Genomic DNA, 15,385 nt, shown 5'->3' on the forward strand with positions numbered 1-15,385 from the left:
CCTGTTTTTTTGCAATTTCTAATCTTTTCTGTGTTTGAGATATGAGCCAATTCTTGTTTTGTAGCAGAAAAGACTGAAGGATATGAGAATGACAAATATTAGCAACAGCCCCTGGGTTGAAAATTTCCACATTACAAGTCTATTAGTAAACCCGCTGGGACGCTTGGGTCTGTATGGATTGTTAAATCTGCTGCAAGAAACCGCCTGGATTCATGCCGAGAAAATGGGCTTCGGCCTGCTGGACATGGAAAAACAAGGGCTGTTCTGGGTTCTGACCCGACAAAGCCTGCAAATGAAAACCTGGCCCCGCTTCGGCGAAAACATCCAGATTCAAACTTGGCTGCGCGCCCCCGAAGGAGCCTTCGTGGCGCGGGAATTCGCAATTCTGAATCAGTCCGGGGAAGAGATCGGATTGTGTTCCACAAGCTGGCTGGCTCTGGATCGCCAAAGTAAAAAAATACTGCCAGCAGACAACCTGCGCCCGTGGGATCAGATTGCCCATGCCCGCTCTACAGGAATCAATCCGGAAAAAATCCCGGTGACGGGCACCTACGAAAAAATCGCCAAATACCGGGTGCGCAATTCGGATCTGGATATCAACCAGCATGTGAACAACACCAAATATGCCCAATGGATCCTGGATGCCATCCCCTATGATCTGCACAAAAGCCTGAAGTTGAATACCTACTCCGTCAACTTCCTGGCGGAAACTCACCTGGGTGACGAAGTCGAAGTTCACCGCAACTGCTCCAGCCCCGATGTACAACTGGCCAGCCACGGCGCCAGCGCCTACAAGGGCCTGCGCGTGGGTGATGAAAAAGTCCTCTTCACCGCCGTTCTGGGCTGGGAGAAACGCAAGTGAAACCTCTGATTCCCTTTACCAAGACACCGCTGACCAACACTTTGCAGGTTCATGGTGAAGTGACCCCGCTTTCTGACAGCCGTCTGCTGGTGGAGTTTATAATCACCGGCTCCACGGATGCCATCAAATGGCCTGAATCTTCCAATCTTGAGCGCCGTGAAGACGGCCTTTGGAAACACACCTGCCTGGAAGTGTTTCTTGGAAATGGCGCGGCACCCGAATCACCCTATCTGGAGATCAACTGCGCCCCGAACGGCCACTGGAATGCTTATTCCTTTAGCAAATACCGAGAAGGCATGGCTCCGGCCACGGACACCCGCGTGCGCCTGCAACCGCGCAATTCTGAGGACGCCGAAGCGCGTTTTCAAATTGAAATCGACAGCCGCAAACCATTGGAATTCACCTGCTTGGGACTGACGGCGGTGATTGAATTCGTCGATGGGACCCTGAGCTATTGGTCCTTGTTCCACCCCGGACCGCAGGCCGACTTCCACAACAAAGCTGGCTGGACCGCTCTTTCGACGCATTGAGCGAACCACCTGTTCCCCGTGGTCATTCTTGACCCTTTCTGGAGCCCAAGATAGCTTGGGCTGTTTCATTTTCTTAATCCAGAAAGGACCCATTCATGAAGAAACATACAGTTCGTGTGTACCCATCTAAAGAGAAGTTGGATCGCAAAGACCAACTGGCTTGGAAAATTGCTGAAATCGCAACTGACAACGCCCCTATCAAAGCTGACGTCGTTGACATGGTTATCAATCGTATCATCGACAATGCCTCTGTAGCGATTGCTGCTGCCAACCGTCGTCCGGTGGCTTCTGCGCGTGCTATGGCGATTGCCCACCCACGCAATGGTGGAGCAACTGTCTTCGGTATGCCGAATGACCAGAAATTTGACTGTGAATGGGCTACTTGGGCGAACGGCACGGCTGTTCGTGAGTTGGACTACCATGACACTTACCTTGCCGCGGACTATTCTCACCCGGCGGACAACATCCCTGCTATTCTGGCAGTGGCTCAGCAAATGGGTAAAAACGGTAAAGAGCTTCTAAAAGGTATCGTGACTGGTTACGAAGTTCACGTGGACCTGGTTAAAGCCATCTGCCTTCACAAGCACAAAAAAGATCATATCGCTCACTTGTGCCCGGCAACGGCTGCGGGTATCGGCACTTTGTTGTCTTTGCCAACTGAAACAGTTTTCCAAGCAGTTCAACAAGCGGTTCACGTGTCCTTCACGACTCGTCAGTCCCGTAAAGGTGAAATCTCTTCCTGGAAAGCCTACGCTCCGGCACACGCTGGTAAACTGGCTGTAGAAGCGGTGGACCGTGTTATGCGTGGCGAAGGTGCTCCATCTCCGATCTACGAAGGCGAAGACTCTGTTATCGCTTACATGCTTGATGGCAAAGACGGTAAATACGAAGTTCCACTTCCAGAAGTGGGCGAAGAAAAACGCGCGATCCTTGAGACTTACACTAAAGAGCACTCTGCAGAGTATCAGTCCCAGGCGTTGATCGATTTGGCTCGCAAAATGAAGCCAATGATCAAAAACTTCGACGACATCCAGTCCATCGTGATCCACACGTCCCACCACACTCATTACGTGATTGGTACTGGTGCAAACGATCCACAAAAAATGGATCCAAATGCATCCCGCGAGACTCTTGATCACTCCATCATGTACATCTTCGCCGTGGCGTTGCAGGACGGCACTTGGCACCATGTCAACTCTTACGCTCCAGAGCGCGCTCAGCGTCCGGACACTGTGGCTTTGTGGCACAAAATCTCCACTGTTGAAGACAAACAATGGACTGCTTGGTACCACGAGACAGATCCAGACAAAAAACGCTTCGGTGGCCGCGTAGAAATCACAATGAAAGACGGCTCCAAAATCGTGGACGAGCTGGGCGTAGCTGATGCTCACCCTGCCGGTGCCCGTCCGTTCAAACGTGCGGACTACATCCGCAAGTTCGACATTCTGACTGAAGGTATCATCACCAAAGCAGAACGCGATCGTTTCATTGGCTTGGTTGAAAATCTGGAAAACCTGACTGCAGAACAAGTTCAGCAGTTGAACGTTCAGATCCCAATCGAAAAGCTTGTGAACAACAAACGCGACAACAAAGGGATCTTCTAGAACGAAGGTCCGCTTGAAGGGAGTGGGAAGCTGTCCTTTACGGGACACGGCTTCCTGCCTCGCTGGGGCCGGGCGTTCGCCCGGTTCGCGCTTCCTGCGCCCCCAGAGGTCCCTCCAAGTACAGCTTCCCACTCCCTTCAAGCTCATCGCTCTGTAAGTTCAATTTGTTGACGCTTATACTTGAGCACTACTTGAAATGGACTGTGATAAGATGACTGCTGAACCGGTTACTGCCAACGTTAACGAGCGCTGCCGGACATTGAGAGATGAGCATGAAACGTCGTGCTTGGCTCTGAATGAAGAAAACATAAATAAAGACAAACGACCCAGGGGCTGCCTTGGGACAGGGGGAGGGCTCCTTGAGCCGTTCGCCGAGTTCCGCAGCAGCTCATCCCGAAGGGATGGCGTCCGCGAGGATCGAAATGCCACGATGGCATTTCGACGCGAAGTCCGAAGGATGACCAGCAGGATGCTGGTCACACTGTCCGAAGGGTCGCGAGGAAAGAAGAGGCTTGTATGTTGTTTCCTGAAATTACTCCTGCGCAGAAACGTAAGAACTTTAGAGATGCTTTGAAGTCTGGCAAGCTTTTGCAGATGCCGGGGTCTTGGTCTCCGCTGGTTTCTATGGCAATTGAAAAAGCGGGATTTGATGGGGTTTATATTTCTGGGTCTGTGCTTTCCAATGATCTGGGGTATCCTGATATTGGTCTGACTTCTTTGACTGAAGTGGCTCAGCGGGGTCGTCAGATCGCCCGCACGACAAAACTTCCTACTATTATTGATATCGACACTGGTTTTGGTGAACCGATGTCTGCGACTCGCACGGTTCAGGAAATGATCGAGATGGGTCTGGCGGGTTGCCACATTGAAGATCAAATCAATCCGAAGCGCTGTGGTCACCTGGATGGCAAGGGTCTTGTGACTCGTGATGAAGCAGCCCGTAAAGTGGCGGCGGCAGCTCGCGGTAAAAAGATGGATGAAAACTTCCTTTTGATCGCTCGTACAGATGCGCGTGCTGTTGAGGGTTTGGATAAAGCCATTGACCGTGCGAAAGCTTACATTGATGCCGGTGCGGATTGCATCTTCACCGAGGCTTTGGAAAACGAAAAAGAATTTGAAACTTTCCGCAAGGCTGTGAATGTTCCGCTTTTGGCGAACATGACAGAATTCGGTAAAGGTCGTCTGTACACTTACGAAGAGCTTTCCAATCTGGGCTACAACATCGTGATCTATCCGGTGACGACATTCCGTCTGGCGATGGGCGCGACAGTGGCAGGCTTGAATGAAATCAAAGCCAAAGGCACGCAAGAGGGTCTTTTGGACAAAATGCAGACTCGCAAAGACTTGTATGCGCTTTCTCGTTATGACGAGTACAACTCTTTCGACACCAGCATTTTCAACTTCACTTTGAAGTAGCTAAAAGGGAGGCCCCAAGCCTCCCTTTTTTTTTATTTGGCACCTAGGCATTTTCAGACTCTAAAAGCCCTCATAATTTGCAATAAACTTGGCGTTGGGCGCGAGCTCGCGGACAATCAGGTCACACAAATCAAGACGCAAACTTCGACCAGAGTCTTAATTGTTTTTTCAAAGCGGTCAGAACTCACAATCTCTTCTAAGATAGATCAATGAAGAAAGAGTTCTCTTTACAGACGAAAATCGCCCTGCCTATTCTTACAATCACTTTCATCGCACTGGGGCTGCTGACCTATTTTTCAGCTTCGCGAAGTTTTCAAACGGCGCAGTCAGACGCCGAATTTAAGGTCACAAAGTCAGCAGAGGCTTTCGCCAACGCGTTCAAAGCGGACTTGGATGCAAGCCTTATGGTGGCGCAACAAGTGGAAGCGTATCTGGACACCGTTAGAAAGCAAAACACCAAACCGCGGGCCGAGGTGAATGCCGTTCTAAAAAACATGCTGACCCAGGCGCCATCGGTCTTCGGGCTGTGGGCCACTTTCGAACCCAATGCTTTCGACGGACAGGATGCCCACTATCTGGGGCAGCCGGGTTATGAAAAAATCGGCGGCTTCGGACCTTACTGGAATCGCTCGGGCGAAGGCGGATCCCTGACCTGGGAAAATGATATCAACTATAATGGCGAATTTTATCTGGCGCCAAAAAATGCGGGCCGCCGGATTTTGACCGAGCCCTACTACGACGAAGTCAACGGACAGAATCTTTTAATGAGTTCGGCAGCGGCCCCCCTCTTTGAAGGCGGAAAACTGATGGGTGTCGTCGGTGTCGATCTGCTGCTTTCCCAACTGGACAAGCAGATTTCGGCAGTGAAGCCCTATGAAACCTCTGTCGGCTTTCTGATTTCTGACCGCTTTAACTATGTCACAAACCCGGATCCAAACCTGGTGGGAAAGCCGGTTTCACTGCCTTTCTCTCAGGAAGATTTCAAACAGGCTCTGCTCGATGGTCGTCTTTTGCTGAAAACTGGCAAGGACAGCCAGTCCGGTGAAGAGGTGCTGAACCTGCTGGTTCCCGTCTCCATCCCCTATTCAAAAGCATTCTGGGGTGTCCTGATATCCACTCCGGTGAAAACTGTTCTGGCCAATGCCTACTCTTTGCTGTGGAGTCAGCTTGTTGTGTTCCTTGTCTGTCTGCTGGTGATGGGTGTTGCGGTGGTTCTGATTTCCCGACGGATCTCCCAGCGATTCACAACCCTCACCGCAAGCCTGGAGCAGGCGGAAAATGTGGTCACTGCCGCGATCGACCAGCTAAGCCGGGCCGGACAGAATCTGGCACAATCGGCCACCGAGTCGGCGGCCTCCATCGAGGAAACCGTCGCCAGTCTGGAAGAAATGACCTCCATGGTAAAAATGAATGCCAACAACGCCAAAGAAGCCGCCCGCCTGTCCTCGGACTCCAATCAAAGTGCAGAGCGCGGCAACACCGAAATGAGCGCCCTTGTCAGCGCCATGGATGAAATCTCGGACTCCTCCAGGAAAATCGCTGAAATCAATGGTGTCATCGACGACCTGGCATTCCAGACGAACCTTCTGGCACTGAATGCCTCTGTCGAAGCCGCCCGTGCCGGCGAACACGGTAAAGGTTTTGCCGTAGTGGCTGAAGCCGTCAGAACCCTGGCGCAAAGATCCGCCACTGCCGCAAAAGACATCAACAGCCTGATCAATGACTCCATCGAAAAAGTCCAACGGGGCAGCCACAAGGCTGAAAGCTCCAATACAAATTTGAAGGAAATCGTGGATTCCGTGCGCAAGGTCAGCCATCTGAATGTTGAGATTTCTTCCGCCAGTGACGAACAATCCACCGGAATTCAACAAATCAGCAAAGCCATGAATTCCCTCGACCAGGCAATTCAGACCAATGCCGCCTCGGCCGAAGAAATTTCAGCCACGGTTCAGGAAATCCTGAACCAGGCCCATGTGATGAAAAACGTGGTGACTGAAATGAACACGGTGGTTCACGGCAGCTAAGCCGCGCTCAGCACCTTGACGGTCGAATTCATCACTTCGGATTTTTCACTGATATGCGCGGCGGTGTTCACAATCTCGCCGGCCTCAGCGGCATTGCTTTGAATGACCTGATCCAATTGATTGATGGCTACATTGATTTGCTCAATACCTGCAGACTGCTGCTGGCTTGCGCTGGCAATTTCTGAGTTCAGCGTTGCCACTTTTTCAATACTTGAGGACATCTGCTTCAGCACATCGCCATTGGCCCGAACCAGCACGGTCCCCTGCTTGACCTGAACCACACTTGTAGAAATCAACTGCGTGATGTCCTTGGCCGCCACCGCCGATCGCTGCGCCAAAGACCGCACGGCCTCGGCTACAACCGCAAAGCCTTTGCCGTGTTCACCGGCGCGGGCGGCTTCCACAGAAGCATTCAGTGCCAGCAGATTGGTCTGAAAGGCGATATCATCGATAATGGAAATGATCTCTTCAATTTTCTGACTTGAAGATTCAATCTGAGTCATGGTCTGCACCAGCTCCAGGATTTTTTCCTCGCCAGCTTTTGCCAATCGCGCAGAGTCCCCGGACAGCATCGCCGCGTTTTGTGCGTTGCCGGTATTCAGGCGCACCATCGAGGTGATCTCTTCCAAAGACGCCACGGTTTCCTCAATCGAGGCCGCCGCGCGGGTGGAGGATTCCGCCAGCTGTCCACCCGTGGAATTCAAATGCTGAATGTCCTCGGTGATCCCGGCAGAGGATTCACTCAAACCCTGGGACAAAGTTGAAATCTTTTTCTCAGAGCGTTTTGCTCCAAAATAAACCACCGACATCAGCAGCAACAACCCGACCAGGGAAAAACCCAGCTGTCTCCATAACGAGGCATAGGCCCCCGCCAGAATGGTCTTTTCGGGAGTGCGAATCACCAGCGTCCACTTCTGGGAAAGATCATAGATGGACACAGGCATCACCAGGAAAAACTCTCTGCCACGCTCGGTATCGATATCAACGCCGCCAACTTCATGCTTTTGCAGCAAAGCCTGCAGGGCACTATCGGCTTTAAATTCCTGCATCACCTCATCCTGGTTCGGCCCTGCGACCACCATCATCTTGTCAGAAACAAGGAAGGACTGGGAATCAGCAAAAGGACGGATCTCTGCCACCAGCTCTTTGATTTTATCAAGACTGATATCAATACCCACCAGGCCCTTGGCGGTCCCCTTCTGCACAACCGTATAGACCGCGGAAGTCATCACCAGTTCTTTGCCGTTAACGGTGTCCTTGTAAGGCTCCACCAGCATGCTCTGTTTGTTTTGCATGGGCTGGAAGTACCAGTCACCCAGATCCGGCGTTTCTTCATTCAACAGGGTCTTATAGATGATCTGATCACCCTGACGGACCCACCACGGATACACCCGGCCGGTTTTTTCATGGAATTCGGTATTGGCAAACTGCGCATCTTTGCCGTCATAGGCATTGGGCTCCCACGCCGACCACGTGGCCAGATACTGGGAGTCACTCTTTAGAACTTCACGCAACAGCTGATAACTTTTCTTCCGGTCCTGCTGATGAGTTTCAGTTTCCATGGCCAGATGGCGCCCCACCACTTCGGCCTGGGCAAAGGATTTATCCAAATAGGATTTAATCTGCTGGGCGTATTTGCGTCCCATCTCTTCAGACATTGCGTGCGCCGATTTTTTGGCGTCTTTGAATGAATCCTGCACAGCCAGGAAGGCAATGCCTCCCAGAACCAGTGTGCCGACAATAGCGATAGGTAAAGTTAACTGTTGAGTGAAAGAAAGTTTTCTGAATCCACGACTGAACATACAACAACTCCAGAATTATCCGACCTCGAAAGATTCGGATAAAAAACTGGCCACAAAGAGAGGACCATGGTCCAGATCCTCTCTGAAATTGGATGGATTTTCAAATTCCTCCCCCGATGGGATGAAGGACTTTAGTGCCCGCCTGCCGTCGCTTTCAGGCCAATGATGGAAATCAGCAACAATGCTAGGAAGAACAGGCGAGCTGGTGTCGCGGCTTCGTTGAACAGGAAGATTCCCAGAATAGCCGCACCCAAGGCACCGATTCCCACCCACACGCCGTAAGCGGTGCCTATGGGAAGCACGGTCGCCGCCCGCGCCAGCAAAAACATACTGCCGGCCAAGGCCACCAAAGTAAGAACACTGGGAACAAGTTTTGTGAAACCTTCGGTGTATTTAAGGCCGATGGCCCAACCGACTTCAAGAAGACCTGCGATTGCCAAAATGATCCATGCTACTGTGTTAGACATACCAACACTCCTTTCGTTAGAAAAAAGCGTCGTCTTGTCCTGACCGGGTACGTCGCACATCGTCCGGGCACCTCAGTCGCAGAAACTGAAATACCAAACTATTAAAGCGCAAAAGCCAAAAAAAGTAAAGATCAGACTCATTTGGAAAGATCTGGCTTGATCTCCCCTTTTCCTGCACCGCCTCACTCTTGACCCATCCCCTCGGGCGGACTAGGTTCAGACCCATGCAAAAGCTAAAAGTGTTTCTGTCAGACAGTTTGAATCCTCACCTTAACCTGGCCACGGAAGAATGGATCTTTCACAATCTGGATCCGTCCCAGCAAGTGCTGTTCTTGTGGCGCAATGAAGAAACCGTGGTCATCGGGCGCAACCAGAATCCCTGGTCTGAATGCAACCTGGCCAAAATGAAAGATGAAAAAGTTCACTTGGCCCGTCGCACGACCGGCGGTGGCGCTGTCTTTCATGATTTGCAAAACACCAACTTCACATTCCTGTCGCCCAAAGAATCCTATAAGCGCGAAAACAACGTTCAGATCATTTTTGATGCGTTGAAAACCTTTGGTATCCAGGGCGAAGCTTCAGGCCGAAATGATCTGCTGATCCCATTCCCCGACGGTCCCCGCAAATTCAGTGGCAGCGCTTACCGAGAAAAGAAGGACCGCGCCTTCCATCACGGCACTTTGCTGTTGAACACCGATCTGACCCGCCTGGGAAATTACCTGACACCCAATCCGAAAAAGCTTCAAGCCAAAGGCAAAGAATCCGTCCGGGCCCGCGTAGCGAACCTGACCGAGGTGTCCCCGGGAATCAATCATGATCAGATCGTGACCACGATGGTGAAGTCCTTTGAAAACTTCTATGCCGGGAAAGCGGAAGTTGAGTCTTTGACCATGGAAAGTCTGAAGCTGATTCCGGAACTGAAAGAGCAGTACGAACAGCTCAGTTCCTGGGAATGGTTGTATGGCAACACCCTGGAATTCAGCCACAAGATGGATGAATATCTGACCCTGGGGTTCTTTGATTTCCACTTCAAAGTGGAAGACGGACAGATCAAGGATTTGAAAATCTATACGGACTGCCTGTATCCACAGGTGATCGAGGACTTGACGGAAAGTCTGCGCGGCAAAGCTTATCGTGGCGATGCGGTTCGCGAGGCCCTGATGAGTGTGCGCGGCAAACACACTGAACTGAATCTGGGACTTTCCGAAGTGGAAGAATGGCTCTGCAAAAACATCGAAATCTAAACAAACAGAACCGATCCTGCAGCTTGCGGGATCGGCCCTTCATCCCGTTTATTACAATCACTCCCGTTCACTCTGCAATTTCGCAAAAACTGTCTAGAGCTACAGCAAGAAATTCAACTTAGACCTGAGTCCATTTTACATCCTCACATTCAGCATTAATTTGGCTTAATAAATCGGACCTTTGTTACGATACATACTGTATGAAAACAAAAGTCACCGCCTCCTTCAAAATTCTTGCGGCCTTTTTGCTCGTTTCGACTCTCGCTGCGTGTGCCCCCTCAAACTCTGACGTCCTAAGCACAGCCCTTCCAGGCACGGACACAGACAATTCCCAGTCGGTACCGGGGACGGAAGACCCGTCAACACCGACACTTCCTGAACCTGATGATGAAATCAAAGACAGCGCAAAGTCCCTGAAGATTCATGCTTTCGCTGACATGAACATCGACACCAGCGGCACCTATGCCAATGCCACGATCTCGATTGTCAAATCCATGATTTCGCGCCAGCCAACGGCGATTCTGGGTGTGGGTGATTACATCGATGGCGAAAAGAAAAGCCTTTCCGACAGCACCTATGTGAACATGTGGAACCAGTTCTCGAAAAAAGTTCTGTCGTTCATGCGCGATGTAAACATTCCATTCCTGCCGACGCCGGGCAATCACGATGCCTACTATGCGCAGGAACGCCGCCTGTATGATTCTTTCTGGGGCAAAAACAAACCCAACGTGGAATATGTCGATGATGACAACTTCCCGTTCTATTATTCCTTCATCAAAGAAGACGTGTTCTTTGTTTCCCTGGATGATGCCAACTATTCCAGGCTTTCCAACCGCACGGCCCAACTGGCCTGGTTGAAAGAGCAATTGTCCTCCGCCCGTGCCAAGGGGGCCCGGGCACGAGTTGTCTATGGCCATATCCCGCTATACTCGATTGTCAGCAGCAAAGCCAACAGCTCGACGGTTTACGAAAACGGGGTCCTGGCAGGAGAACGCCGCACCGCTGGCAGCAACACTCTGGAGTCCATCTTGCTCAGTCACAATGTGGACCTGGTGATCTTTGGCCATTCCCACGGATTCTATTCCGGCCACTACACTTATCCGGATGGTAAAAAATTACAGGTGGTTTCCATGCCGTGCGCGGGCAGTTCGCCACGGTACTTGGTGGGCACCAGCATTCGCACTCCGCAGGGATACGTGGAACTTGTCTTTTCTGAAACAAATCAGCTGACCATTCGCTATTACAATTCATCTGGCACTCTACAAAGCCTTAGTTCCCTGCCCGCAGCGCTGACTTTGGATTCCAAGAATGGCGTGAAGTACGTGCGCTAATTTGGCTTGCAATAAAGTAACTTGGTTTTTGATTTCGGCAGTCCTAGTCTCCGTGTTTCACAATACGGAGACTTATCCATGCTTGCTGCATTTCTATCTTTGGCCCTGATCAGTTCAAATGCCTACAGCTATCTCGATCCTCAATTCGATAAGCACGCTGTTAAAACCTACAATATTGAAGTTTCAGGAAAAGCGATTCCGGAAAAGTGTTATGTCCTGCAAAGACTTCCTGGAATGGAAAACAAAATCAACAAAGACGAAGACGCCCTTTGTGCCATGAATTTGTACGCCACTCGGGGCGACCATCCCAAAACACAGATGTACTATGCCTGTCCGAAGGTCAACAGCACTTCGGTGGCGGTGGAATACTACACCATCCCCAAAGGCATGAGCGAAGCTCAGTTCCAAAAAACGATCTGCCCTCTGACCCGTTCCGCAAAAAAAGCCTTGAAGGCTAAATCCGGCTATCCCGACAAAGAGGCCAAATTCAAATTTGCCGCACCTGGAGTTTCCGTCGGAAGCATTCTGGGCTATTCCCGCCTGACTCAACTGTTCAAATCTGTGGATGTGCCACCCAGTGTTCTGCGCACAGTAGATATGGACACCGTGTTGAATCACGCGCTGGCCGGCCGCTATCTGGGTCTGCAAATGGGTAACACCTATTTGAATCAATACTGGTACGATCAGATCGGCCACCTGGTTCGCGCCAAACACGGCAACGTGTCGCAACTGCCAGATGTCTATACGAAGCCACCTTACGGTCTGGGCATCGTGCCAGCTTCCTTCTATAAAGATGGCAAACGCCGAGGACTTTCAGCCAATGCCACCGCCTACTGGACAACACGCATCCTGACCGAGGACAAACGACAGGTCTTTGGAGTGCTGGCGGAAAATCCAGGCAACGAAGAACTGTACGCGGAGGCTTTCGGTTTGAAATCAGACAAGACCCGCATTGATCAATTCCGCAACAGCAGCGTGTTCTGGCCCCTGCTAAAAGATCCCCGTCCGATCGCACAAGTTCTGGGCGGCACTGAGATGGCCAAAGTCGGTCAGCGCATGCAGGGCATGCAGGATTCTTCCGACATGCTGGTGATGGACTTCCTGCTGGATCAGGCCGATCGCATCGGGAACATCCACTACAAGCGCCGCCAGTTCTTCAAAACGGCTCAAGGGAAAGTGGATGATATCTCTGACAAAAAATACAAAGAGCTTCTGGCGAAACCGGCGAATACGCTGACTCCGGCTGAAGTGGAAGTCTTAAGCGCCATCAAGCAGACTGGCGTCTCTTTGAAGGTCATGCTTTTAAAAGACAATGATGGTGGCTTTGACCTGAACACCGCTAAAAAATACAGCCTGATTGCCGATGTCAAAAAAACCTCTGACACTTACGACACCTGGAAAGACAATGCCGATCTGTTCCTGAATGCGACTATGGTGGTGAAACATTTCAGCCCTCAGACCTACAAAGGTGTGATGCGCTTGTATGGGCAGGTCTTTGGAACGCCCGAGTCCCAGATTGCGATGGAAACGTATTTCCGCAACTCCCTGCAGTTCACGGCGGCGGAATACAAGATCTTCAAAAACAATTTGCTCAGCTTGTACCGCGCTCTTTACAAGAACTGCAAAAGCGGAAACCTGTTCCTGGATCTGGACATGAAGGACTACTTCTCAAACAATCCGAACCCGGTGCTGACGACAACACCGGGCGTGTGTGAAGGGCAGTTCTAGATAAGGAATGGTCCCAGGGCGATGGCAGCCGGTACGATTTGCACCAGCGCTGCCCGCCACAACCGGCGTGACGACAAAATCAGCACCAAGCCTGCCGCGATGATGGACACCAATCCATAGATCACCAGGGTGGTGCCCGCAGCGCGGGTGACCTCGCCTGTTCGCAAATGCAAACCGAGCAAAATCGCCACCGCCAAAAATAAGTTATAAAACCCCTGATTAAAGGCCATCAATTTGGTGGTCGCGGCCTCGGCTTCCGTGACGCCGAAAGTCTTATTGGTGTTTTTACGCCCCCAAAGCAGGCTTTCCAGAGCAAAAATGTACACATGAATAAGTGCCGGAACGAGAGCGAATGATATTTCCATAGGCTAAGTGTGCGGAGCCCTTCCCCGTTCGTCAATCCCGCCGCTGCGCAAAGCAGAGTTCCCGCACCAACTCTTGACCGGCTCCGGGGCCCGCGCTAGCTTTGGTCGTTAATCATTAGCAATATAACGCACCGATTCCTGAATGCCTTGGGAACTCGCCTGCGCGGATTTCGCCGGAGGAAAAAATGGCTGAGTATATCAATCCAGATTATGTTCCAGAACCAGAGAAAATGAACGTTAAAAAGGGTCTTGATGGCGTTGTTATGGATACGTCTTCTGTATCCAAAGTAAACCCTCACACCAATTCTTTGATCTATCGCGGTTACCCGGTTCAAGACCTGGCTGAAAACTGCTCTTTCGAAGAAGTAGCCTTCTTGATGTACAATGGCGAGCTGCCAAATGCAGGTCAACTTGCAGAGTTCTCCAAAAAAGAACGCAGCTACCGTGAAATCTCCACCACTTTGTTAAACGTGATCAAAGCACTCCCACAAAAATGTCACCCAATGGATTCCATCCGCACGGCTGTGTCCTTCCTGGGCGCTGAAGATGCACGTATCTGGGATGCTTCCCCTGCAACTAACATGGACAAAGCCATGATGTTGCTTGCGAAAATCCCGACTATGGTGGCTGCGGACTACCGTTTCAAAAAAGGTTTGGATTTCATTCCACCTAAAGCTGATTTGTCCATCGCGGAAAACTTCTTCCACATGTGCTTCGGTAAAGTTCCACAAAAAGAAGTTGTTAAAGCTTTCGACGTTTCTTTGATCCTTTACGCTGAACACAGCTTCAATGCTTCCACGTTCACGGCACGTGTTGTGACTTCCACTCAGTCTGACATCTACTCTGCAACTGTTGCAGGTATCGGTGCCCTGAAAGGTCCTTTGCACGGTGGCGCGAACGAAATGGTTATGCACATGATGAAAGAAATCGCTGATCCTGCAAAAGCAGAACAGTGGATGCTGGATGCTTTGGCGCAGAAGAAAAAAGTCATGGGCTTCGGTCACCGCGTTTACCGCTCTGGCGATTCCCGCGTTCCAACCATGAAAAAGTACGCTCAAGTTATGGCTGACGTGACTGGCGAACAAAAATGGATGCAGATGTACACGGCTTTGGAAAAAGTCATGGTAGACAAGAAAAAGATCTACCCGAACCTGGATTTCCCAGCGGGTCCTGCTTACTACATGATGGGCTTCGAGATCGACTTCTTCACACCGATCTTCGTGATGGCTCGTACCACCGGCTGGTCTGCACACATCATGGAGCAAACTGCTGACAACCGCATCATCCGTCCTCTTTCTGAGTACGTGGGTGCCGAACAGCGCAAAGTGACTCCAATCAGCGAGCGCAAATAGTTTTTAACCAAAAGTTAAAACGAAAAAAGGGAGCCTCTGGCTCCCTTTTTTTTAGTTCAGGGCGATCATTTTGGAATCGTAGCGCATTCTTTCTTCGTTATAGTCCGCCAGCGTTCGCTCGGCTTGCGCGGCAAAGGCCGGATCTTCACTGGAATGCTCCAGCGTTGTGCGAGTCGTATTCACTGACAGCACATAATCACTTTTTCTGATCAAGTTCTGGAAATCAAATTCATACAGCTTCTTGAACTGCCCGTGACTGGAGCGACGAAGCTTCATCAGCTCGGTCATGGCCTGCAGATGGCCCAGGACACGCTGCGAGTACTCGTCCTTCACCGCATCGAAATCAATATTTTTCTGCCAGCGCTGAAACGCGCCCATCGAGGAAATCTCCAGATAGCGGCCGATTTGCAGATCCAGGCCTTCAGCAGATGTTTTGGCTTTGTTCAAACCCAGCAGCAGCTTTTGTTTGGATGCCAATCCATGTACAGCGGCGCCCTTTGTCGGCTGTCTCACCGTGAGACTTTTGCGCTGAAGTGAAGCTAATGACAGTTCGCCCGCCAGAAGGGTCAGCCCCACAAAGAAAATCGCCAGAGTTCTGCTGTAAAGTTTCATTTTATTCGTCATGCCTAAGAATCAATACAAGGCTCGTGCCGTGTCTGA

13 protein-coding genes and 1 riboswitch are annotated in these 15,385 nt (G+C 50.9%); of the genes, 9 read left to right on the plus strand and 4 right to left on the minus strand.

The genetic code is table 11. The features are described 5' to 3' along the window. Nucleotides 1-88: 88 nt before the first annotated feature. The 5 genes from AC04MQ_RS17620 (at nucleotide 89) to AC04MQ_RS17640 (ending at nucleotide 6,436) form a co-directional block, all read left to right on the plus strand. A complete protein-coding gene (locus tag AC04MQ_RS17620; RefSeq protein WP_011164903.1) occupies nucleotides 89-862 on the plus strand; it encodes an acyl-[acyl-carrier-protein] thioesterase in 774 nt (257 codons plus the stop codon). Continuing rightward, nucleotides 859-1,392, plus strand: coding sequence for a DOMON-like domain-containing protein (locus AC04MQ_RS17625; protein ID WP_011164904.1), 534 nt, complete (start codon nucleotides 859-861; stop codon nucleotides 1,390-1,392). Before AC04MQ_RS17620 ends, AC04MQ_RS17625 begins: the two co-directional genes overlap by 4 nt. A gap of 95 nt (nucleotides 1,393-1,487) precedes the next feature. Further along, complete coding sequence (locus AC04MQ_RS17630) at nucleotides 1,488-2,996, plus strand: MmgE/PrpD family protein (protein WP_475392718.1); 1,509 nt, start codon at nucleotides 1,488-1,490, stop codon at nucleotides 2,994-2,996. A 516-nt stretch (nucleotides 2,997-3,512) separates the two neighbouring features. Further along, nucleotides 3,513-4,412 (plus strand): methylisocitrate lyase, encoded by a 900-nt coding sequence (prpB, locus tag AC04MQ_RS17635; protein WP_038449736.1) that lies wholly within the window; start codon nucleotides 3,513-3,515, stop codon nucleotides 4,410-4,412. 209 nt (nucleotides 4,413-4,621) lie between these two features. Then, on the plus strand, nucleotides 4,622-6,436 hold the full coding sequence (locus tag AC04MQ_RS17640; protein WP_011164907.1) for a methyl-accepting chemotaxis protein: 1,815 nt from the start codon (nucleotides 4,622-4,624) through the stop codon (nucleotides 6,434-6,436). On the opposite strand, the gene AC04MQ_RS17645 is transcribed toward AC04MQ_RS17640, so the two are convergent. Together AC04MQ_RS17645 and sugE are read right to left on the minus strand one after the other, a co-directional pair. Then, entirely contained in the window at nucleotides 6,433-8,238 is a 1,806-nt protein-coding gene (locus AC04MQ_RS17645; RefSeq protein WP_475392719.1) for a methyl-accepting chemotaxis protein, read from the minus strand. The two genes, AC04MQ_RS17640 and AC04MQ_RS17645, sit on opposite strands and share 4 nt — an antisense overlap. 131 nt (nucleotides 8,239-8,369) lie before the next feature. After that, entirely contained in the window at nucleotides 8,370-8,705 is a 336-nt protein-coding gene (gene sugE, locus AC04MQ_RS17650; protein ID WP_038449738.1) for a quaternary ammonium compound efflux SMR transporter SugE, read from the minus strand. 23 nt (nucleotides 8,706-8,728) lie between these two features. Next, nucleotides 8,729-8,794, minus strand: a riboswitch (guanidine-III (ykkC-III) riboswitch). 135 nt (nucleotides 8,795-8,929) lie between these two features. Between sugE and AC04MQ_RS17655 the strand changes: the two genes are divergently transcribed. The 3 genes from AC04MQ_RS17655 to AC04MQ_RS17665 all read left to right on the plus strand — a co-directional run bounded on the left by AC04MQ_RS17655 (nucleotide 8,930) and on the right by AC04MQ_RS17665 (nucleotide 13,008). After that, nucleotides 8,930-9,949 (plus strand): lipoate--protein ligase, encoded by a 1,020-nt coding sequence (locus AC04MQ_RS17655; protein WP_011164910.1) that lies wholly within the window; start codon nucleotides 8,930-8,932, stop codon nucleotides 9,947-9,949. Between the two features lie 200 nt (nucleotides 9,950-10,149). After that, nucleotides 10,150-11,280: a metallophosphoesterase family protein gene (locus AC04MQ_RS17660; protein ID WP_475392720.1), complete on the plus strand. Its 1,131-nt coding sequence runs from the start codon at nucleotides 10,150-10,152 to the stop codon at nucleotides 11,278-11,280. 78 nt (nucleotides 11,281-11,358) lie between these two features. Then, nucleotides 11,359-13,008 (plus strand): hypothetical protein, encoded by a 1,650-nt coding sequence (locus tag AC04MQ_RS17665; protein ID WP_475392721.1) that lies wholly within the window; start codon nucleotides 11,359-11,361, stop codon nucleotides 13,006-13,008. On the opposite strand, the gene AC04MQ_RS17670 is transcribed toward AC04MQ_RS17665, so the two are convergent. Next, on the minus strand, nucleotides 13,005-13,373 hold the full coding sequence (locus AC04MQ_RS17670) for a DUF1304 domain-containing protein (protein WP_475392722.1): 369 nt from the start codon (nucleotides 13,371-13,373) through the stop codon (nucleotides 13,005-13,007). The two genes, AC04MQ_RS17665 and AC04MQ_RS17670, sit on opposite strands and share 4 nt — an antisense overlap. A gap of 185 nt (nucleotides 13,374-13,558) precedes the next feature. Between AC04MQ_RS17670 and AC04MQ_RS17675 the strand changes: the two genes are divergently transcribed. Next, nucleotides 13,559-14,725 (plus strand): bifunctional 2-methylcitrate synthase/citrate synthase, encoded by a 1,167-nt coding sequence (locus AC04MQ_RS17675; protein ID WP_011164914.1) that lies wholly within the window; start codon nucleotides 13,559-13,561, stop codon nucleotides 14,723-14,725. A gap of 51 nt (nucleotides 14,726-14,776) precedes the next feature. Here AC04MQ_RS17675 and AC04MQ_RS17680 read toward each other — a convergent pair whose 3' ends face one another. Continuing rightward, nucleotides 14,777-15,349: a hypothetical protein gene (locus AC04MQ_RS17680; protein WP_011164915.1), complete on the minus strand. Its 573-nt coding sequence runs from the start codon at nucleotides 15,347-15,349 to the stop codon at nucleotides 14,777-14,779. Between the last annotated feature and the right edge of the window lie 36 nt (nucleotides 15,350-15,385).

Source organism: Bdellovibrio sp. MYbb2 (genome assembly GCF_056175685.1).

Coding starts and splice junctions, on each gene's coding strand:
- AC04MQ_RS17660 (WP_475392720.1), top strand. CDS start 10,150: ATGAAAACAAAAGTCACCGCCTCCTTCAAAATTCTTGCGGCCTTTTTG.
- AC04MQ_RS17645 (WP_475392719.1), bottom strand. CDS start 8,238: ATGTTCAGTCGTGGATTCAGAAAACTTTCTTTCACTCAACAGTTAACT.
- sugE (WP_038449738.1), bottom strand. CDS start 8,705: ATGTCTAACACAGTAGCATGGATCATTTTGGCAATCGCAGGTCTTCTT.
- AC04MQ_RS17630 (WP_475392718.1), top strand. CDS start 1,488: ATGAAGAAACATACAGTTCGTGTGTACCCATCTAAAGAGAAGTTGGAT.
- AC04MQ_RS17620 (WP_011164903.1), top strand. CDS start 89: ATGACAAATATTAGCAACAGCCCCTGGGTTGAAAATTTCCACATTACA.
- AC04MQ_RS17675 (WP_011164914.1), top strand. CDS start 13,559: ATGGCTGAGTATATCAATCCAGATTATGTTCCAGAACCAGAGAAAATG.
- AC04MQ_RS17680 (WP_011164915.1), bottom strand. CDS start 15,349: ATGACGAATAAAATGAAACTTTACAGCAGAACTCTGGCGATTTTCTTT.
- AC04MQ_RS17665 (WP_475392721.1), top strand. CDS start 11,359: ATGCTTGCTGCATTTCTATCTTTGGCCCTGATCAGTTCAAATGCCTAC.
- AC04MQ_RS17655 (WP_011164910.1), top strand. CDS start 8,930: ATGCAAAAGCTAAAAGTGTTTCTGTCAGACAGTTTGAATCCTCACCTT.
- prpB (WP_038449736.1), top strand. CDS start 3,513: ATGTTGTTTCCTGAAATTACTCCTGCGCAGAAACGTAAGAACTTTAGA.
- AC04MQ_RS17640 (WP_011164907.1), top strand. CDS start 4,622: ATGAAGAAAGAGTTCTCTTTACAGACGAAAATCGCCCTGCCTATTCTT.
- AC04MQ_RS17670 (WP_475392722.1), bottom strand. CDS start 13,373: ATGGAAATATCATTCGCTCTCGTTCCGGCACTTATTCATGTGTACATT.